13 protein-coding genes are annotated in these 19568 nt (G+C 61.1%); 5 read left to right on the forward strand and 8 right to left on the reverse strand.

Annotated elements, in window-relative coordinates:
- Positions 1-15 precede the first annotated feature (15 nt).
- From gltB to hemE, 3 genes are all read left to right on the forward strand, one after another.
- On the forward strand, positions 16-4464 hold the full coding sequence (gene gltB, locus MKS85_RS20355; protein WP_047225961.1) for a glutamate synthase large subunit: 4449 nt from the start codon (positions 16-18) through the stop codon (positions 4462-4464).
- Positions 4465-4497: 33 nt separating this feature from the next.
- Positions 4498-5916, forward strand: a complete 1419-nt coding sequence (locus MKS85_RS20360; RefSeq protein ID WP_047225960.1) for an FAD-dependent oxidoreductase — start codon at positions 4498-4500, stop codon at positions 5914-5916.
- A 240-nt stretch (positions 5917-6156) separates the two neighbouring features.
- The gene (gene hemE / locus MKS85_RS20365) at positions 6157-7224 is read left to right on the forward strand and encodes a uroporphyrinogen decarboxylase (protein ID WP_047225959.1); all 1068 of its coding nucleotides are present in this window, start codon (positions 6157-6159) and stop codon (positions 7222-7224) included.
- 297 nt (positions 7225-7521) lie between these two features.
- On the opposite strand, the gene MKS85_RS20370 is transcribed toward hemE, so the two are convergent.
- Positions 7522-8775 (reverse strand): MFS transporter, encoded by a 1254-nt coding sequence (locus MKS85_RS20370; protein ID WP_223194559.1) that lies wholly within the window; start codon positions 8773-8775, stop codon positions 7522-7524.
- A 140-nt stretch (positions 8776-8915) separates the two neighbouring features.
- Between MKS85_RS20370 and MKS85_RS20375 the strand changes: the two genes are divergently transcribed.
- Together MKS85_RS20375 and MKS85_RS20380 are read left to right on the forward strand one after the other, a co-directional pair.
- On the forward strand, positions 8916-9827 hold the full coding sequence (locus tag MKS85_RS20375) for a LysR family transcriptional regulator (RefSeq protein WP_188252172.1): 912 nt from the start codon (positions 8916-8918) through the stop codon (positions 9825-9827).
- Between the two features lie 59 nt (positions 9828-9886).
- A complete protein-coding gene (locus MKS85_RS20380) occupies positions 9887-10330 on the forward strand; it encodes a DUF2846 domain-containing protein (RefSeq protein WP_047225955.1) in 444 nt (147 codons plus the stop codon).
- Between the two features lie 123 nt (positions 10331-10453).
- On the opposite strand, the gene MKS85_RS20385 is transcribed toward MKS85_RS20380, so the two are convergent.
- The 7 genes from MKS85_RS20385 to MKS85_RS20415 form a co-directional block, all read right to left on the reverse strand.
- Entirely contained in the window at positions 10454-14506 is a 4053-nt protein-coding gene (locus MKS85_RS20385; protein ID WP_310663117.1) for a dermonecrotic toxin domain-containing protein, read from the reverse strand.
- 240 nt (positions 14507-14746) lie between these two features.
- A complete protein-coding gene (locus tag MKS85_RS20390) occupies positions 14747-15973 on the reverse strand; it encodes a beta-ketoacyl-ACP synthase (protein ID WP_047225953.1) in 1227 nt (408 codons plus the stop codon).
- Positions 15973-16701, reverse strand: a complete 729-nt coding sequence (locus tag MKS85_RS20395; RefSeq protein ID WP_188252175.1) for a 3-ketoacyl-ACP reductase FabG2 — start codon at positions 16699-16701, stop codon at positions 15973-15975. The genes MKS85_RS20390 and MKS85_RS20395 overlap by 1 nt, the downstream gene beginning before the upstream one ends.
- The gene (locus tag MKS85_RS20400; protein WP_092395582.1) at positions 16698-17165 is read right to left on the reverse strand and encodes a hotdog family protein; all 468 of its coding nucleotides are present in this window, start codon (positions 17163-17165) and stop codon (positions 16698-16700) included. Before MKS85_RS20400 ends, MKS85_RS20395 begins: the two co-directional genes overlap by 4 nt.
- Complete coding sequence (locus MKS85_RS20405) at positions 17162-18358, reverse strand: beta-ketoacyl-[acyl-carrier-protein] synthase family protein (protein WP_173407464.1); 1197 nt, start codon at positions 18356-18358, stop codon at positions 17162-17164. The genes MKS85_RS20400 and MKS85_RS20405 overlap by 4 nt, the downstream gene beginning before the upstream one ends.
- Positions 18355-18837, reverse strand: coding sequence for a DUF3261 domain-containing protein (locus MKS85_RS20410; RefSeq protein ID WP_188252176.1), 483 nt, complete (start codon positions 18835-18837; stop codon positions 18355-18357). Before MKS85_RS20410 ends, MKS85_RS20405 begins: the two co-directional genes overlap by 4 nt.
- Entirely contained in the window at positions 18834-19562 is a 729-nt protein-coding gene (locus MKS85_RS20415) for a class I SAM-dependent methyltransferase (RefSeq protein ID WP_188252177.1), read from the reverse strand. Before MKS85_RS20415 ends, MKS85_RS20410 begins: the two co-directional genes overlap by 4 nt.
- Positions 19563-19568 lie beyond the last annotated feature (6 nt).

Below are 19568 nucleotides of genomic sequence, written 5' to 3' on the forward strand. Positions count from 1 at the left end.
GGTGAGAAAGTGTCTATGAAAGCAGGTCTGTACCAACCAGATGAATTCAAGGATAACTGCGGTTTCGGCCTGATTGCTCATATGCAGGGCGAACCCAGCCATACCCTTTTACAAACGGCCATTGAGGCCCTGACCTGCATGACCCACCGTGGTGGGATCAACGCCGACGGCAAGACCGGTGACGGTTGTGGCTTGCTGATTCAAAAGCCTGACGAGTTCCTGCGTGCCATTGCCCAGGAAACGTTTGGCGTGACCCTGCCCAAGCAGTACGCGGTGGGCATGGTGTTCTTCAATCAGGACCCGGTGAAGGCCCAAGCGGCTCGCGAAAACATGAATCGCGAGATCCTGGCCGCCGGCCTGCAATTGGTGGGCTGGCGCAAGGTGCCGATCGACACCAGCGTCCTCGGCCGCCTGGCCCTTGAGCGTCTGCCGCAGATCGAACAAGTGTTCATCGCGGGCGAAGGCCTGAGCGACCAGGACATGTCGATCAAGCTGTTCAGCTCCCGTCGTCGTTCGTCCGTGGCCAACGCCGCCGACACCGATCACTACATCTGCAGCTTTTCCCACAAGACCATCATCTATAAAGGCCTGATGATGCCGGCGGACCTGACCGCCTTCTATCCGGACCTGAGCGATGAGCGCCTGAAAACCGCGATCTGCGTGTTCCACCAGCGCTTCTCCACCAACACCCTGCCGAAATGGCCGCTGGCCCAGCCATTCCGCTTCCTCGCCCACAACGGCGAGATCAACACCATCACCGGCAACCGCAACTGGGCGCTGGCCCGTCGCACCAAGTTCGCCAACGATCTGATGCCGGATCTGGAAGAACTCGGCCCGCTGGTCAACCGTGTGGGCTCGGACTCCTCGAGCATGGACAACATGCTGGAACTGATGGTCACCGGCGGCATCGACCTGTTCCGTGGCGTGCGCATGCTGGTGCCGCCGGCCTGGCAGAACGTCGAGACCATGGACCCGGACCTGCGTGCGTTCTACGAATACAACTCCATGCACATGGAACCGTGGGACGGCCCGGCCGGTATCGTCATGACCGACGGCCGCTACGCCGTGTGCCTGCTCGACCGTAACGGTCTGCGTCCGGCGCGCTGGGTAACCACCACCAACGGGTTCATCACCCTGGCTTCGGAAATCGGTGTCTGGAACTACCAGCCCGAAGACGTCATCGCCAAGGGCCGCGTGGGCCCGGGCCAGATTTTTGCCGTGGACACCGAAACCGGCCAGATCCTCGACACCGACGCCATCGACAACCGTCTCAAGTCCCGTCATCCGTACAAGCAATGGCTGCGCAAGAACGCCCTGCGCATTCAGGCGACCATGGAGGACAACGATCACGGTTCGGCTTTTTACGACGTCGATCAGCTCAAGCAGTACATGAAGATGTACCAGGTGACGTTCGAAGAGCGTGACCAGGTGCTGCGTCCGTTGGGTGAGCAGGGCTACGAAGCGGTCGGTTCCATGGGCGACGACACGCCGATGGCCGTGCTGTCCCAGCGCGTGCGTACGCCGTACGACTATTTCCGCCAGCAGTTCGCTCAGGTGACCAACCCACCGATCGACCCGCTGCGCGAAGCGATCGTGATGTCCCTGGAAATCTGCCTCGGTGCCGAGCGCAACATCTTCCAGGAGTCGCCGGAACACGCCTCGCGTGTGATCCTCAGTTCGCCGGTCATTTCCCCGGCCAAATGGCGCTCGCTGACCAACCTCGACCGCCCGGGTTTCCAGCGTCAGGTCATCGACCTGAACTACGACGAAAGCGTCGGCCTTGAAGCGGCGATCCGCAACGTTGCCGATCAGGCTGAAGAAGCCGCGCGCGCCGGTCGCACCCAGATCGTGCTGACCGACCGTCACATCGCCCCGGGCAAGTTGCCGATCCACGCGTCGTTGGCCACCGGTGCGGTGCACCATCGCCTGACCGAAAAAGGCCTGCGTTGCGATTCCAACATCCTGGTGGAAACCGCCACCGCTCGCGATCCGCATCACTTTGCGGTGCTGATCGGTTTCGGTGCCTCGGCGGTGTACCCGTTCCTGGCCTATGAAGTGCTGGGTGACCTGATCCGTACCGGTGAAGTGCTGGGCGACCTCTATGAGGTGTTCAAGAACTACCGCAAAGGCATCACCAAGGGCCTGCTCAAGATCCTCTCGAAGATGGGGATCTCGACCATCGCTTCGTACCGCGGTGCGCAACTGTTCGAGGCCATCGGCCTGTCCGAAGAAGTCTGCGAACTGAGCTTCCGTGGCGTGCCGAGTCGCATCAAGGGTGCGCGTTTCGTCGACATCGAAGCCGAACAGAAAGCCCTGGCGGCCGAAGCCTGGAGCCCGCGCAAGCCGATCCAGCAAGGCGGCCTGCTGAAGTTCGTCCACGGTGGCGAATACCACGCCTACAACCCGGACGTGGTCAACACCTTGCAAGCCGCTGTGCAGCAGGGCGACTACGGCAAGTTCAAGGAATACACCTCGCTGGTGGACAACCGTCCGGTGTCGATGATTCGCGACCTGCTCAAGGTCAAGACCCTGGACACACCGCTGGACATCAGCGAAATCGAGCCGCTGGAATCGGTGCTCAAGCGCTTCGATTCCGCCGGTATCTCCTTGGGGGCCTTGTCTCCGGAAGCTCATGAAGCCCTGGCTGAAGCCATGAACCGCCTCGGCGCGCGTTCCAACTCCGGCGAAGGCGGTGAAGACCCGGCGCGCTACGGCACCATCAAGAGTTCGAAAATCAAGCAGGTGGCCACCGGCCGCTTCGGTGTGACACCGGAGTACCTGGTCAACGCTGAAGTGCTGCAGATCAAGGTTGCCCAAGGCGCCAAGCCCGGCGAAGGCGGCCAACTGCCCGGCGGCAAGGTCAACGGCCTGATCGCCAAACTGCGTTACGCAGTACCCGGCGTGACCCTGATCTCGCCGCCGCCGCATCACGACATCTATTCGATCGAAGACTTGTCGCAACTGATCTTCGACCTCAAGCAGGTGAACCCGAAGGCGCTGGTCTCGGTGAAGCTGGTGGCAGAAGCCGGCGTTGGCACCATCGCCGCCGGTGTGGCCAAGGCCTATGCCGACCTGATCACCATCTCCGGCTATGACGGCGGCACCGGCGCATCGCCGCTGACCTCGATCAAATATGCCGGCGCGCCGTGGGAACTGGGCCTGGCCGAGACCCACCAGACCCTGCGCGGCAACGACCTGCGCGGCAAGGTCCGGGTGCAGACCGATGGCGGCCTGAAAACCGGCCTGGACGTGATCAAGGCGGCCATCCTCGGCGCCGAGAGCTTCGGCTTCGGCACCGCGCCGATGATCGCCCTGGGTTGCAAGTACCTGCGTATCTGCCACCTGAACAACTGCGCTACCGGTGTGGCGACCCAGAACGAAAAGCTGCGCAAGGACCACTACATCGGTACCGTCGACATGGTGGTGAACTTCTTCACCTACGTCGCCGAGGAAACCCGCGAGTGGCTGGCTAAGCTGGGCGTGCGCTCGCTCGAAGAGCTGATCGGCCGTACCGACCTGCTGGAAGTGCTCGAGGGCCAGACCGCCAAGCAGCATCACCTGGACCTGACGCCGTTGCTGGGCAGCGATCTCATCCCGGCGGACAAGCCACAGTTCTGCCAGGTTGATCGCAACCCGCCGTTCGACAAGGGTGAGTTGGCCGAGAAGATGGTCGACATGGCCGCTTCGGCGATCAACGACCTCAGTGGTGCCGAGTTCGACCTGGATATCTGCAACTGCGACCGTTCCATCGGCGCGCGGATCTCCGGCGAAATCGCGCGTAAGCACGGCAACCAGGGCATGGCCAAGGCGCCGATCACCTTCCGCTTCAAGGGCACCGCAGGCCAGAGCTTCGGCGTCTGGAACGCCGGTGGCCTGAATATGTACTTGGAAGGAGATGCCAACGATTACGTGGGCAAGGGCATGACCGGCGGCAAACTGGTCATCGTTCCGCCCAAGGCCAGCGTCTACAAGACTCAGGACAGTGCCATCATCGGCAACACCTGCCTGTACGGCGCCACGGGCGGCAAGCTGTTCGCCGCCGGCACCGCGGGCGAGCGTTTCGCCGTGCGTAACTCCGGGGCCCACACTGTGGTGGAAGGCACCGGTGATCATTGCTGCGAGTACATGACCGGTGGTTTCGTCTGTGTCCTGGGCAAGACCGGTTACAACTTCGGCTCTGGCATGACCGGCGGTTTCGCCTACGTGCTCGACCAGGACAACACCTTCGTTGACCGGGTCAATCACGAACTGGTGGAAATCCAGCGGATCAGCGGCGAGGCGATGGAAGCCTACCGCAGCCACTTGCAGCGCGTGCTGGACGAATACGTCGAGGAAACCGACAGCGAGTGGGGTCGTGAACTCGCCGAAAACCTCGATGACTATCTGCGTCGTTTCTGGCTGGTCAAGCCCAAGGCTGCCAACCTGAAATCGTTGCTTTCCAGCACCCGTGCCAACCCGCAGTGATATGCGCCTGAAGAGTTTGATGAGGTTTTAACAATGGCTGAACGTCTGAGTAATGACTTCCAGTTCATCGATGTCGGGCGCAAGGATCCGAAGAAGAAACTGTTGCGTCAACGCAAGAAAGAGTTCGTGGAAATCTACGAGCCTTTCAAACCCCAGCAGTCGGCCGACCAGGCCCACCGCTGCCTGGGCTGCGGTAACCCGTACTGCGAATGGAAGTGCCCGGTGCACAACTTCATTCCCAACTGGCTCAAGCTGGTGGCCGAGGGCAACATCCTCCAGGCCGCCGAGTTGTCCCACCAGACCAACACCCTGCCGGAAGTCTGCGGCCGGGTGTGTCCGCAGGACCGCCTGTGTGAGGGTGCATGCACCCTCAACGACGGTTTTGGCGCGGTGACCATCGGTTCGGTGGAGAAGTACATCACCGACACCGCGTTCGCCATGGGCTGGCGCCCGGACATGTCCAAGGTCAAGCCGACCGGCAAGCGCGTGGCGATCATTGGGGCCGGCCCGGCGGGCCTGGGTTGCGCCGATGTGCTGGTGCGCGGTGGCGTGACCCCGGTGGTGTTCGACAAGAACCCGGAAATCGGCGGCCTGCTGACCTTCGGCATCCCCGAGTTCAAGCTGGAAAAGACCGTGCTGAGCAATCGTCGCGAAGTCTTCACCGGCATGGGCATCGAGTTTCGCCTGAACACCGAAGTAGGCAAGGACGTGACCATGGAGCAACTGCTCGAAGAGTACGATGCCGTATTCATGGGCATGGGCACCTACACCTACATGAAGGGCGGCTTTGCCGGCGAGGACCTGCCGGGCGTTTACGACGCGCTGGACTTCCTGATCGCCAACGTCAACCGCAACCTGGGCTTTGAAAAGTCGCCGGAAGATTTCGTCGACATGAAAGGCAAGAAGGTCGTGGTGCTGGGCGGCGGTGACACGGCGATGGACTGCAACCGCACTTCGATTCGCCAGGGCGCCAAGTCGGTGACCTGCGCCTATCGTCGTGACGAAGCGAACATGCCCGGCTCGCGCAAAGAAGTGAAGAACGCCAAGGAAGAGGGCGTGAAGTTCCTCTACAACCGCCAGCCGATCGCCATTGTCGGTGAAGACAAGGTCGAGGGCGTGAAGGTGGTCGAGACCCGTCTCGGCGAACCGGACGCCCGTGGCCGCCGCAGCCCTGAGCCGATCCCCGGTTCCGAAGAGATCATCCCGGCCGATGCCGTGGTCATCGCCTTCGGCTTCCGCCCAAGCCCGGCGCCGTGGTTTGAGCAGTTCAGCATCCAGACCGACAGCCAGGGCCGCGTCGTGGCCCCGGAACAGGGCCAGTACAAGCACCAGACCAGCAACCCGAAGATCTTCGCCGGCGGCGACATGGTTCGGGGTTCCGATCTGGTGGTGACGGCGATCTTCGAAGGCCGCAATGCGGCGGAAGGGATTCTGGATTACTTGGGGGTCTGATCATTTCCTGAATGGGAATGCAATCAAATGTGGGAGCGAGCTTGCTCGCGATAGTGGCGAATCAGTCGACGAAAATGTTGAATGTGATGCCCTCATCGCGAGCAAGCTCGCTCCCACAGTGGTTTTAGGTGTTGCCTGATACCGCGACAAATTGCCCCGATAGATAAAAGGCACGGCTCTTGCCGTGCCTTTTGCGTCGCGCTCTGAGAAAATGCCCGCACTTTTTTTCCGGATGCCGACATGACTGCCCTGAAGAACGACCGTTTCCTCCGCGCCCTGCTCAAGCAACCCGTAGACGTCACCCCCGTGTGGATGATGCGTCAGGCCGGTCGCTACTTGCCGGAATACCGCGCCAGTCGGGCCAAGGCCGGCGACTTCATGAGCCTGTGCATGAATCCCCAGTTCGCCTGCGAAGTCACGATGCAGCCGCTGGATCGTTACCCGCAGCTGGACGCGGCGATTCTGTTTTCCGACATTCTCACCATTCCCGACGCCATGGGCCAGGGTCTGTACTTCGAGACCGGCGAAGGCCCTCGCTTCAAGAAAGTCGTCAGCACCCTGGCCGACATCGAAGCCCTGCCGATTCCCGATCCGCAGAAGGACCTGGGTTATGTCATGGATGCGGTCAGCACCATCCGTCGAGAACTCAACGGTCGCGTGCCGCTGATCGGCTTCTCCGGCAGCCCCTGGACCCTGGCCACCTACATGGTTGAAGGCGGCTCGTCGAAAGACTTCCGCAAGACCAAGGCGATGCTCTACGACAACCCGCAAGCCATGCACCTGCTGCTGGATAAGTTGGCGCAGTCGGTGACGTCCTACCTCAACGGGCAGATCCTGGCCGGTGCGCAAGCGGTGCAGATCTTCGACACCTGGGGCGGCAACCTGTCGGCGGCGGCGTACCAGGAGTTTTCCCTGGCCTACATGCGCAAGATCGTCAGCGGCCTGATCCGCGAACATGAAGGTCGTAAAGTACCGGTGATCCTGTTCACCAAGAACGGCGGCCTGTGGCTGGAAAGCATCGCCGATGCCGGTGCCGACGCCCTGGGCCTGGATTGGACCTGCGACATTGGCAACGCCCGCGAGCGTGTCGGCAGCAAAGTCGCTCTGCAAGGCAACATGGATCCGACTGTGCTTTACGCCAAACCGCAAGCCATCCGCACCGAAGTCGGGCGCATCCTCGCCAGCTATGGCAAGGGCAGCGGTCATGTGTTCAACCTTGGCCATGGCATTACGCCGGAAGTCGATCCGGAACACGCCGGTGCTTTCCTGCGCGCGGTGCATGAGTTGTCGGCGCAATACCACGACTGATCGTAGCTCGCTCATCCAGCCTGTCGGGATTCGTTCCAGGCAGGCTTTTTTTTGCCTGCTAATTATTCAATGAAACAAGTTAGCTATCTTTGTCGGTTTATCTGTTTTCTTTTGTTTAGTAACTAACTTTGCCTGTAAGAAGTTTTTCTTCTGGACTCGGAAAAATAGATTCAGGGATTGTTCCTTCTATTTACCTCGATCTGGCAGCCCACCCGACATCGGCTCGACCTGGCCGAGCGTCAGTATTGGCAGCAGGCCGAACTCGCTGCCCGGATCCAGCGCCTGAACAGTGTCCGCTCAAACCTGAGCGTTGCCCGGCAACACCGGCAACTTCGCCAGTTTCACCGCCACCAGCAACGCCACCACCAGCAAGCCGCCGATGAACAGGCTGACACCGTTCCATCCGCCCAGATGCCAGGCTACCCCGCCAGCCGTACCTGCGACGCTGGAGCCGGCGTAGTAGCTGAACAGGTACAACGACGAGGCCTGTCCCTTGGCTTTGGTTGCGCGGCGGCCGATCCAGCTGCTGGCGACCGAGTGAGCGCCGAAGAAGCCGAAGGTGAACACCAGCATGCCCAGGATCACCAGCCACAGCGGCGTGGTCATGGTCAGCGCAAGACCGGCCAGCATCAGCGCGATGGTCGCCCAGAGCATTTTGCGACGGCCGTGTTTGTCGGCCAGTGCGCCGACTTTCGCCGAGCTGTAGATACCCGACAGGTAGACCACCGAGAGCAACCCGACAAAGGCCTGGTCCAAGTGATAAGGCCCAGCCAGCAGGCGATAGCCGATGTAGTTGAACAGCGTAACGAATGCACCCATCAATACGAAGGCTTCGAGAAACAACAGCGGCAACCCGGCATCGCGAAAGTGCATGGTGAAACCGTCCAGCAAGCTGCGCGGATGCAGCGAGCGGGGGCGGAAATTGCGTGACTCGGGAAGAATCCTCCAGAACACCGCCGCCGCGATCAAGGCCAGGCCACCGACCACCAGCATCGCGGCGTGCCAGCTGACGAAGTCAATCAGCACCCCGGCGATCAAGCGGCCGCTCATGCCTCCGATGGCGTTGCCGGCGATGTACAAGCCCATCGCCAGGCCAATGTGCTTGGGATGGATTTCTTCACCCAGGTAAGTCATCGCGACCGCCGCCACGCCGCTCAACGACAGCCCCACCAGAGCGCGCAGCACCAGTACACCCTGCCAGGTCGGCATCATCGCACTGGCTATGGTGCACAGGGCCGCAGCAAACAGCGCCGCGACCATCACTGACTTGCGGCCGATGCGATCGGAAATCGGGCCGGTGATCAGCAGCCCGACGGCGAGCAGGCCGGTCGCCACCGACAGGATCAGACTGCTCTGGGCGGCATTGATGGAAAACTCTTCGGAGAGCAGCGGCATCATCGGTTGCACGCAATACAACAGCGCGAAGGTCGCAAAACCGCCACAAAACAACGCCAGCACCGTACGCATGAACAACGGTGTGCCTTTTTCGATGTAGATGTCTTTGCGTCCGGTGACGCCATCATCGGCAGGCGGAGGGATCTCATGGGCCAGTGGAGCGACAGCAGTTTTCACGGTGAACCTCGCAGGAGCACGACCAGGCAGGCAATGGAAAAAGCATATAGCCGGTTAATGTTTCTATCCAATATATTGTTCGACCTGTTTAAGACGTTCTACGACCTATTGGATTGCTTATGGAACTGCGTCATCTGCGTTACTTCATAGCCGTTGCCGAAGAACTGCATTTTGGTCGCGCCGCGCTGGCGCTGGGCATCTCCCAGCCGCCCCTTAGCCAGCAGATCCAGGCACTGGAGCAAGAGATCGGCGCGCGGCTGTTCAATCGCACCAATCGTCGCGTCGAACTGAGTGAAGCCGGACGTTTGTTTCTCGAAGAGGCCCGACAGGTGTTGGCCCAGGTCGACAAGGCCGCCGATGTCGCCCGCCGCGCAGAGTTGGGCGAACTGGGCGAGCTGAAAATCGGCTTCACATCATCGGCGCCTTTCAACTCCACCATCCCCCAGGCGATTTTCACGTTTCGCCAGCGCTTTCCCGCTGTACACCTGAACCTTCGGGAACTGAGCAGCACCCAAGTGGCTGACGCCCTGGTGGACGAGGCAATCGAGGTGGGCATCATGCGGCCCTTGCCGCTGCCCGACTCCCTGCGGGAGATCGAATTGAGCCGCGAGCCGCTGGTGGCCGTGCTCAGTTCCAAGCATCCACTGGCCCAGGGCAGCGAAGGGGGCCTGTTCCTCTCTGCACTGGCCCAGGAACCGTTCGTGTTCTTCCCCCGCAGCTACGGCAGCGGTCTCTATGCACAACTCCTGAGCCTGGCCCGCGACGCCGGCTTCAGCCCGAACTTCGCCCAGGAGGCCGGTGAGGCCATGACCATCATCGGCCTGGTGGCGGCGGGGCTGGGCGTCTCGGTCCTGCCGGCGTCCTACCAGCGCATGCGTATTGACGGCGTGGTCTACCGGCCACTGCTCGATCCGGCGGCAATGTCGGCGGTGTGGCTGGTGCAACGCAAGGATCAGTGCTCGCCCATGGCAAGGGCGTTTGTGGAGTTGTTGACCAATAGGGGACAACAACTTATGCCGGAAGAAGCCTGAATATTTGCATGTGTCAGCCGATAACCCGTTGTTCGACCCACAAACCATGGAGAAACAGGATGTTCAAGCAGTTGACCTTCACCGCTTTGCTGGCAGTCGCCGCGCTGACTACGGGCTGCGCTTCGGTAAAAATGGCGGATGACACTCAGGATGCTCAGGCAAAAACATTCCAGACTGTCCCCGACAAAGCCAACATCTACCTTTATCGCAACGAGAGCATGGGCGCTGGCGTAAAAATGCCGGTGACGCTCAACGGTAAAGCTGTAGGCCAGACTGTCGCTAAGTCGTACTTGATGCTGTCAGTACCGGCTGGCCAGCAGACCCTGGTGTCATCAGCGGAGAACGACTCAGAGCTCAAGCTCAGCACAGAAGCCGGGAAAAACTATTTCGTCTGGCAGGAAGTGAAAGTGGGCTTCATCAAAGCGCGGAACAACCTGCAGGTTGTCGATGAAAAAACCGGCCGCGCCGGAGTGGCTGAAAGCAAATTGATTCAGGCCCAATAACTCGACTGCTTGCACCGAGCTATTCATTGAAGGGCGCCCAAAGGCGCCCTTCGTCGTTCATGGCCGCATCATCGGTCTGTACAAACCCAGCGGGAAAACCGTCTGCGATGAACGACTCTTTACTTAACCCTCCCAAACCGTCGCAGGCCTATTGACGTGATAGTCATAAAACCCTTGAAGGGTCCAGGTATCGCCCTTGCGTTCAAAGGCAGCGCGCCATGCGCCTCTGCCACTCCCGGGTGACAGTTGCGCCATGTCGTACCAGTAATACCGGTTGATGCGCTTGGTGGTGACCCGGCCTGCACGAATGTCAGCCATGATTTCCGTTATTTTCGTTTTGGCTGCCTCAGTAAAAGTGTCATATGACATCTGTGACTCGGCCAGCAGGCTGGTGCTTGTCGAAAATTTGTCTGCGACAACCGGGCCTTCCGCAACAGCGAGGGGGGCGGTCGCGGCCGCAGGCTTGCCGGTGACTTTCTTCGTCGGGACTTGGGTCACGACCTCGATATCAAACGTGTCGTAGTTCGAGAGGTTTTTACTGAAGTTCGTGATGTCCTCGCCGGTGACCAATAACGTTTTCCGCTGCGACTTGCCCTTGTTGACGATGACATAAGGAATCTTATGGTTGCGGATTTCGGTCAGGAGGCCGGGCTTGTGTCTTTTTTTCATCTCGTCCCTGAACGCGCTGAGTTTGTTACTTTTATACGCCCGGAAATTTTCAGGGTTCTGTTTATATTGTTCCCTGGCCGCTTCCACCTCGGGTCCCGTCCCTGAGTACCGCTCGCCCAGATCGACCCAGACGCGCTTTTCCGCTGCCTCGACCACGTCATGAATATCGTCCTGGATTTTAGTCATGGCGGCTTTCTTTTTCCCCTGTTCAGGGATGATGGTAATGAATGACGCGCCGGTGAGATTGTCGGGCAAGGAGGACATCATCATCTTGAAGTTGCCTTCGCTGTCGAAAAGCTCCCTTTTCAGCGGCAGGGTCATGTCGAATACTTTTATCTTTTGAGCGGACGTCAGCTGGATCCCTCTTGCCTGGGAGTCGATGTCTCTGGTGCAGTAGTCGACGGCCTGCCATACGTTGTATTTATACAGCAGGCTGTCGTGGGCCTTTTTATGTTGCGTGAGGTCCTGGTGTCCTTTGTTTATCCAGTTTATTCGTGAGCGATAAGTGTCTATGTCGCGTACGTGGATGTCATTCATGCTCTCGCGCACGATACGCTCTGCCAGTTCCTCGGGCATCGAGTAGATGACTTTTTTTGCCGTATTCACCACTGCCCGAGACGGCCACTGATGGTCGACGAGGACGCCCTCTACCAACGCGTTATAGGTTTTCTGTTGCGGGGTTTCCGGGGTCCGACCGAACAGGCTTTGTATGACTCCACCACCGAGCAGCCGTTTTGGCTCTTCAATCTGCCAGCGGCCATTTTCCCAGGTTACCGTCCGCTGGTCGGTACGGTTGTTCGGCCCATAGATAATTCGTTCGCCTGCTTGTATGGCGGTTTTGCAGTAGTCCTTCCCCAGCTTCAGATAACCCTGCCCACCGGCGTCCCTGTACCGATTGCGCCCCTCGGGCACCAGTCCCTTGCCGTCGAACCCTTTGAGGATGAACGGTTCGAGCTCCGGGTCCGGCATGCGGGGCAAGGCTGAAAGTGCCGGGCGAGGCTTACCCCGGCGCCGTGCCGCGCGGGACATGATCAGGTCCTGACCGCCCTCTGCCAGTACCTCACCGAGCCCGCTGATAAGATCACTCGTCCACTGGCTGAAGCTGCCCCCCTCATCCTTTATCGCCGACACCGCAGCGCCGCCGGTCATCACGGGCAGAATCGCGCGGCCCAGTACCCCACCCAGCCGGCCTGCATAGAACATTGACATCGCCCCCGTCAGTAGCATGACTGCAGTCCTGCGCCCATCTTGTGCCGCTGTGCTGTCGCGCTCGGCGTTGGTCACGGTCAGCAGGTCCGCCGTCTGGATCGCTTGGGTGATCTGCGTCTCATGCAGGGCTTTGAAAAGGTTGCCTTTAACCACGGGCGAATAGACTTTCAATGCGAAGTCGTCCTGAACCCTGTGCTTGATCCAGGAGAACGTGGGTTGCGTCACTTTCTTGATCTTCTCGTTGAGGGTCAGGTTTTCCGCGGACGGCACCAGGCTGGCAAGCTGATCGGCTTGCTTGAGCAGCGGCAGGTGCGAAATCAGCCAGCGGGTCATTTCCGGCGTGGCGGTGAGCGTCCGCACCAGGGCCGCCTCCAGCTCCCGGTCGCTTGCCGCATCGACGTCCCTGAACTGCTTGCCGTCCGGTGCTTCTGGTGTGTACAGGGTCAACGAAGGCCGGCTGCCAAGGGTCTTCACCCCAAAGGCCAGCAGCTCCTTGAGTACGCTGTCACCCCACTGGATCTGGCGGACCACCACCTCATGTCCGTTGACCTTGCTGCGCCCCTGCGGCGTCGGGCTGTCCAGTGCCGCCAGCACCAGGTTCAGCCCGGTATTGTCCTTGTCGTGGGTAAAGTCGCCCGAGATATGGGCGGCCCACGCCTGCGCCCGCATCTGTTTGGCCTTCAGGGACATCCACTGTGCTTGCTGTTCCCGGGCTGCGAGCTGCAACGCGGGCGAGAGCCGGGCACCGATGTTTGCCCGTTCAATGACTTCTACAATCTGCGCAAAACTCAGCGGACCTTCCACCGTGGTGTCGCTGGCCGTGCGTTCCTCCGGCGTCAGGTTGGACATTGCCCACTGCGTCAGGGAGCGGCGGTCATCAAATAGGCCCTTCACCTTGCCCGACGAGAGCCCGGAGCCGAATGGCGACTCGCCTGTCGGGGCGTGCGGATCGAGCAGATGCTTGCGGATACTCAGAGAGACCTGGTCAGGATCGACCGGTGGGTACTTCTCCTTGATGAACCTGGCAAGCAGGGTGCGAGTCCGGTCATGAAGGGCGTCAGGGGTTGCCAGGGTGACCGGGTCCGGCGGTGGTGGCGAATCTGTCAGGGTTTGCTGCAAGTCCTGCACGGCCTTCCACCAGGCCAGACGGTCGCTGCCGATAACGTTAGGGTCGCGGTGCAGCCAGTCGTGCAGTTTTTTCCGGTTCAGCCGTAACTCGCGCTCGTCCATGGCGCCGGCTAGATCCAGTTTGTGCCTGAGGTCCGCCGCCGCATCTATCCTGGCCATCCAGGTGGTGAGACTTTCTCCCTCTGCCGGGCCGCTGGATAGAACCTCGCTCACGGCGGTTTTCTGCGCCGCTCGCAGGTCAGTGACCAGGCGAGCGAGAAAGTTCTGCGCCATTGACGCCGTGCTCACCGTATCCTGAGTGCCGTCTTCCACCAGGCTGGCCTTCAACGCCGTCAAGTCAGCGTAAACCTCCAGTGGGCTACCCGGGCTGCATAGCACAGCGCCCCCCGGATGATCGGTATTATCATGCTGCGTCAGCGCAACCGCCCCCGGCATCGGTACGCTGAACCCCCACCCTTCGGGGGTCAGATTCAAACCGTAGACCCCGGGCCGGACACGCTCCGCCAGCTTGGCACGGGACGCGCCGTCCGGCGCCGACAGGGCGAAGTCCGCCACCGCTTTGTGCATCGGCAGGCTCAACACAGCGTCCAGCCGGTGGAGATCCGCCTGTGCCTTGAGTTGCGTGCCGAACTCATCGGCCAGCCAGTCGCTGACACTGCGGCCTTGGCTGAACTCGGCAGGTTTATCCCAAAAATGCTCCAGCGCCCGCTCCAGCAGTCGTGCATGAGACGCGGGCGTGACGCTTATCCGCCGCCTGATCTCTTCCTTTGCGTCACGACTATTGAGGACTGCCGGCATTTGCGTGGCATCGTCCTTACGCGTGACGATGTCGATGTTGTCCAATTCGAGGAAGAACTCGCGCGCGTTGATCTCGCCGGCAATCGCGCGCCAGAAAAGCGTATCGAGGGGAACAGTCTGCACCACCGTTCGTTTTGAAGTCGGCTCGTCCTGCCGCCGGCACACCAGTATGTCTTTGGCTACCAGAGTGTTCGCCAGGCTGGGAAAGGCTTTCGCCAGCCAGTACTCCATATGTTGGGCTGTCACCTTCGACGCACGCGGAACGGCGCCGTTCAGGTGGATCATCTGCTGCTGCGAGGCATTGAGCCGGTTTATCAGCGCAGCGCTTGTGGCCGTGGCACTGTCGGCCTGTAACGGGTTGTCTTCCAGCATGTTCTCTTCCTGAGAAATTTTCGGAAGGAGCAACCTATGGGAGAAGAACGCAGGCAGGGTGGTAGATAGATACCGCCTGCAGCGGCGTCAGGCGGTGTACGAACGAAACGGTCGAAGCCACTGCATCTGTGGGAGCAAGTTTTGCTCCCACAGATTGTTTTGGCTGCCAGGTGCAAGCCGATCAATGCCGGTCGCAGCCCCTCATTCCTTGATCACGGGTAACAGGGATATCAATCCAGCTCAGCGCCAGCGACGGAAAATCAACGAGGTGTTGACCCCGCCAAAAGCGAAGTTGTTGTTCATCACGTACTCGTTGCTCATGGACCTGAACTCATTGCACAGGTAGTCGAGCTTGCCGCACTGGGGATCGACCTCATCGAGGTTGAAGGTGTGCACGTAGAGATCGCGGTTCATCATTTCGATGCTGAACCACGATTCCAGCGCACCGCAGGCGCCGAGGGTATGACCGAGAAAGCTTTTCTGCGAACTGATGGGCATGTGCTCGCCAAACAGGCTGCTGGTGGCCAGGGTTTCGGCGATGTCGCCCTGTTCGGTGGCGGTGCCGTGGCCGTTGACGTAGCCGATGGCGGCAGGTTCCAGGCCCGCATCTTCCAGGGCCAGTTCCATGGCCCGGCGCATGGTGCTCAGTTCGGGACGGGTAGCGTGCTGACCGTCGGCGTTGCTGCCGAAGCCGACGATTTCGGCATGGATTCGCGCTCCTCGGGCCAGGGCGTGTTCCAGTTCTTCGAGTACCAGCATGCCGGCGCCTTCACCGATCACCAGGCCATCGCGGTCCTTGTCATAGGGCCGTGGGCTGGTCTGCGGGGCGTCGTTTTTCAGGCTGGTGGCGTACAGCGCATCGAAGACCATCGCTTCGGTCGGGCAGAGTTCTTCCGCGCCGCCGGCGAGCATCAGCGGCAGGCGACCGAACTTGATCGCCTCATAGGCATAACCGATGCCATGGCTGCCGCTGGTGCAGGCGCTGGAGGTGGGGATCAGCCGTCCGGTAAGCCCGAAGAAGATACTGATATTGGCCGCCGTGGTGTGGGGCATCATCCGTACATAGGAGTTGGCGTTCAACCCTTCGGCCACGCTGTTGAGCAGCATGTTGCCGAACGCCTTGATCTCGTCGGTACTGCCGGTTGACGAACCACAGGAGACGCCCATGCGCCCGTCCTTGATCGACTCATCGCCCAACAGTCCCGCATCGGCCAGGGCCTGTTCGGCGGCGCCGACGGCCAGGCGCGATACCCGACCCATGCTGCGCAGTTGCTTGCGCGTCCAGTGGGTCGGGACCTGGAAATCATCGACAGGCCCGGCCAGGCGTGTATTCAGCTCGGTGAACCGGTCCCATTCGTCCATGCGTCGTATGCCGCTGCGGTTGGCGGCGAAGTTGGCAGCGATGGTTTCCCAGTCGCTGCCCAGAGAGGTGATGCCGGCCATGCCGGTAACGACGACGCGCTTCATCAGCACAGGCCTCCGTTGACGGCCAGGACCTGCCGGGTGATGTAGCCGGCCTCGGCGGACATCAGGAAATTCACCGCGCTCGCGACTTCTTCCGGGGTACCCATGCGCTGGGCGGGGATCATTTTCATCAGTTCTTCCACGGGCACGTTTTCATCGAGCATGGCGGTATCGATCAGTCCGGGCGCGACGCAATTGACAGTGATCTTGCGCTTGCCCAACTCGATTGCCAACGCCTTTGCCGCGCCGATCAGGCCGGCTTTCGACGCGCTGTAATTGACCTGGCCGCGATTGCCGATCAGCCCCGAAACGGAGGTGATGCAAACAACTCGCCCAGCGGCGCGCCGACGGATCATCGGCATCATCACCGGGTGCAGGACGTTGTAGAAACCGTCCAGGTTGGTCCGCATCACCACATCCCAGTCGTCCTCGCTCAAGGCTGGGAATGCGCCGTCGCGGGTCAGGCCGGCGTTGAGCACCACGCCGTAATAGGCACCGTGGGTTTCAACATCAGCCTCGAGAATGGTTTTGCACGCGCTGCGGTCCGACACGTCGAATTGCAGCACCCGGGCATTGCGGCCCAGGGCCTGGATTTCGACCTGGACGGCCTCAGCCTCGGCGCGCCCGCTGCGGCAATGCAGCACGATGTCGTGCCCGGCCTGGGCCAGGCGCAGGGCGATGGCACGGCCGATGCCACGGCTGGAGCCGGTGACCAGTACGGATTCAGTCATGGCGTATTTCCTGTTGCGGACGGTTCATGAAGGTAGTGAGCTGGCTGAGGTGGCCGGAACACATTCAACCGGGCCATGGCATGAATGCCCGGGGCGTTGATGTGGCATTCGAACACGCCCATGCCGTTGTCGTCTTCCAGCGAGCGCAAACCGTGGATGGTCAATTCGGTCCCGGCCGGGAAAAATTCGACATTGCATTCGAACTTGCGGGTGCCGAGCAAAAAACCCAGCTCCACGGCGTCGCCGCGGCGGCGTGCATGACAACCGGCAAACGCGGCGACGCTCTGGGCCATCAATTCAATGCCGACCCAGGCCGGCAGCCCGCCGTCGTCGCGGCTGAACAACCCGTCGGGCTTGACAGTGGCGAGGGTGTGGATCTGTTCATCATCGAACGCCAGGACGCGGTCGATGAGAATCATGTCGCCGGCGTGGGGCAGGAGTTCGGCGAGCGGCCAGTCAATCATGGGGCGTCTCCGATAATCAGGCTGACGTTGTTGCCGCCGAAGGCGAACGAGTTGCTCATCAGGCGGCGCGGTGATGTCGGGTTCAGGCGGGTGTCGGTAGTGATCCACTTCAATGCCGGCAGTGCAGGATCGGCCTGGCCGTCCCAGACATGCGGCGGCAAGGCCTGGGCGGTGTTTTGCGTACTCAGGCTCAACCAGCAGAACGCCGCTTCCAGCGCCCCGGCGGCCCCGAGGGTATGGCCGGTCATGGGCTTGGTCGACGAACAGGGCACTCCCGCTGGAAACAGCCCGGCCACTGCCTGGCTTTCCATGGCGTCGTTGTGTTGCGTGGCGGTGCCGTGCAGGTTCAGGTAATCGATCTGGCCGGGTTGCAGGCCGGCGCGACGCAAGGCTTTTTCCATGGCCTGGCGAGCGCCGCGACCACTGGGCTCCGGCGCTGAAATATGGTGGGCATCGGAGCTGGCGCCGTCACCCAGCAAGGCGATCGGTGCCGGATGTCCCGGCGTCCTGCTCATGAGAAACAGCACCGCGGCCTCGCCGATGTTGATGCCGCTGCGGTTGACCGAAAACGGATTACAGCGCTCCCCCGATACCGCTTCCAGGGCCGAAAAGCCGTTGAGGGTCAGTTTGCACAGGCTGTCCACGCCGCCGCAGAGCACCGCATCGCACAGGCCCAGGTCGAGCAGGCGTCGGGCGCTCATCAAGGCCCGGGCGCTGGATGTGCAGGCGGTGGATATCACATAGGACGGGCCGCTCAGCTCCAGCCAGTCGCAAAGGAAGTTGGCCGGTGCGCTCAGCTCCTGTTGCTGGTAGTCGTAGCCGTCGGGGAAGTGCTGCTCATGCAGGTAATGGGCAATGCCCTGACTGGCTTCTTCGATGCCCGAGGTACTGGTGCCCAGCACGACACCGATGCGAGCGCGACCGTAGGTCTGGATGGCCTGATCGATCTCATCGCGAATCTGCATCCCCGCTTCGAGCAGCAACTGATTGTTGCGGCTGCGGTGCGCGATCAAAGATTGCGGTATGCAAGCGAGTTCACCGGGCACCGAGGCCACCGGCAATTTACGTTCGGCCACCCAGCCATCCTGCACGCGCACGCCGCCGCAGTCGCCGGCAAACAGGTTGCGCGCCACTTCATCTTTACCCCGGCCCAGGGCGCAAATTACCCCCAGGGCATTCAAATAAGCGGTCATGGGGTACTCTCGGTCAACGGCATGATGCGGTAGTGCGGGCCTTCGTGCAGGCCCAGTTCAAAATCCAGCGGTTGCTTGTAGCGCACTTGCCAGCGTTGGCCCAGGGTTCGTTGCCGAGCCTCTTGCCGGGCGGTGGGGTAGTTGCCCGGCAGCTCGGTTTCAGGCGTCAGGGCAAACAACAGCGCGGCGAAAAGCTCACGGGCTTCGGCATTGGGTGGCAGCAGTCCGTCGGCTTGCCACTGGCCGTCCACCAGGCATTGGCGGGCCAGGGGAATGCCCAGTGGGTCCAGCATCGACCAGCGGATACCGGCGCCTTCGCGCTGGATCACCAGCAGCCAATCCTGGCGCTGTCCGGCCAGTTGCCGCTCGATATGCAACTGCAGCGGCAGTGCCAGGGTTGGTGTGCGTTCCGGCAGCGGCGCCTGACTGGCGCAGGCACCGAGCAACAGCAAGCAGCCAAAAAGCAGCGCACGAATCATTCGACAGTCCCTTCAACGGGTTTACGGGCCACTACATTGATCAGGGTTTCCTCCCGCTCGCCAAAGGGCCGCGGGCGGCGCAGGCCGAAGCGTTCGAGAAGGCCGAAATCCCTGGCGCGGCTCCACCACAGATAGGGATACGAGACGTTGGCGGCTTCGAACTGGAAACCCTGATCGCGGATCATCTCCAGGTACTGCGCGGCACTTTTTTGCACGTGCATGGGATGACGGAACAGCCAGCGGATCACCCAGGTATCGATGTAGGCCGCCGTGGACTCCGCGAACATCAGATAGCCGCCGGGCTTGAGCACGCGATAGAACTCGGCGAGGGCTTTTTCCTGCTCCACCAGGTGATGAAAGGTTTGATGGCAGAACAGCAGGTCGACGCTGTCATCAGGCACCGTCAACGTCGCGCAATCGCTGCCGATCAGCTCTACGGCCATGCCTTGGCGTGCGGCTTCCGCAAGACTCAGGTCCAGGCTGTGAGGGTCGGCGTCGACGCCGATCAGGCGTTGTGGCGCGAACACCTGGCGCAAGTATTGGAACGACTTGCCCTGGCCGCAACCGGCATCGAGCAGCACCGGAGCCACCGGCAACGGGCCGCTGAAAAGGTTGCGCAGGTCATTGATCGCCACCCGCAAGACATGGTGCTGCCAGGTGTGGCTGCGCAGGAACCAGAAGCCGAAGCGGGTCTCTTCGACGTAGTTGTCGCTCAGGTAGCTCATGGCTGC

Origin of the sequence: Pseudomonas sp. JL2 (assembly GCF_031570495.1) — a bacterium.
Classification (GTDB): Bacteria; Pseudomonadota; Gammaproteobacteria; order Pseudomonadales; family Pseudomonadaceae; genus Aquipseudomonas; species Aquipseudomonas rhizophila.

Bases quoted from the DNA above. Each gene is read 5' to 3' on its own strand.
- MKS85_RS20360 (WP_047225960.1), top strand. From the start codon at position 4,498: ATGGCTGAACGTCTGAGTAATGACTTCCAGTTCATCGATGTCGGGCGC.
- MKS85_RS20405 (WP_173407464.1), bottom strand. From the start codon at position 18,358: ATGACCGCTTATTTGAATGCCCTGGGGGTAATTTGCGCCCTGGGCCGG.
- MKS85_RS20385 (WP_310663117.1), bottom strand. From the start codon at position 14,506: ATGCTGGAAGACAACCCGTTACAGGCCGACAGTGCCACGGCCACAAGC.
- MKS85_RS20375 (WP_188252172.1), top strand. From the start codon at position 8,916: ATGGAACTGCGTCATCTGCGTTACTTCATAGCCGTTGCCGAAGAACTG.
- MKS85_RS20410 (WP_188252176.1), bottom strand. From the start codon at position 18,837: ATGATTCGTGCGCTGCTTTTTGGCTGCTTGCTGTTGCTCGGTGCCTGC.
- MKS85_RS20380 (WP_047225955.1), top strand. From the start codon at position 9,887: ATGTTCAAGCAGTTGACCTTCACCGCTTTGCTGGCAGTCGCCGCGCTG.
- hemE (WP_047225959.1), top strand. From the start codon at position 6,157: ATGACTGCCCTGAAGAACGACCGTTTCCTCCGCGCCCTGCTCAAGCAA.
- MKS85_RS20390 (WP_047225953.1), bottom strand. From the start codon at position 15,973: ATGAAGCGCGTCGTCGTTACCGGCATGGCCGGCATCACCTCTCTGGGC.
- MKS85_RS20400 (WP_092395582.1), bottom strand. From the start codon at position 17,165: ATGATTGACTGGCCGCTCGCCGAACTCCTGCCCCACGCCGGCGACATG.
- gltB (WP_047225961.1), top strand. From the start codon at position 16: ATGAAAGCAGGTCTGTACCAACCAGATGAATTCAAGGATAACTGCGGT.
- MKS85_RS20395 (WP_188252175.1), bottom strand. From the start codon at position 16,701: ATGACTGAATCCGTACTGGTCACCGGCTCCAGCCGTGGCATCGGCCGT.
- MKS85_RS20415 (WP_188252177.1), bottom strand. From the start codon at position 19,562: ATGAGCTACCTGAGCGACAACTACGTCGAAGAGACCCGCTTCGGCTTC.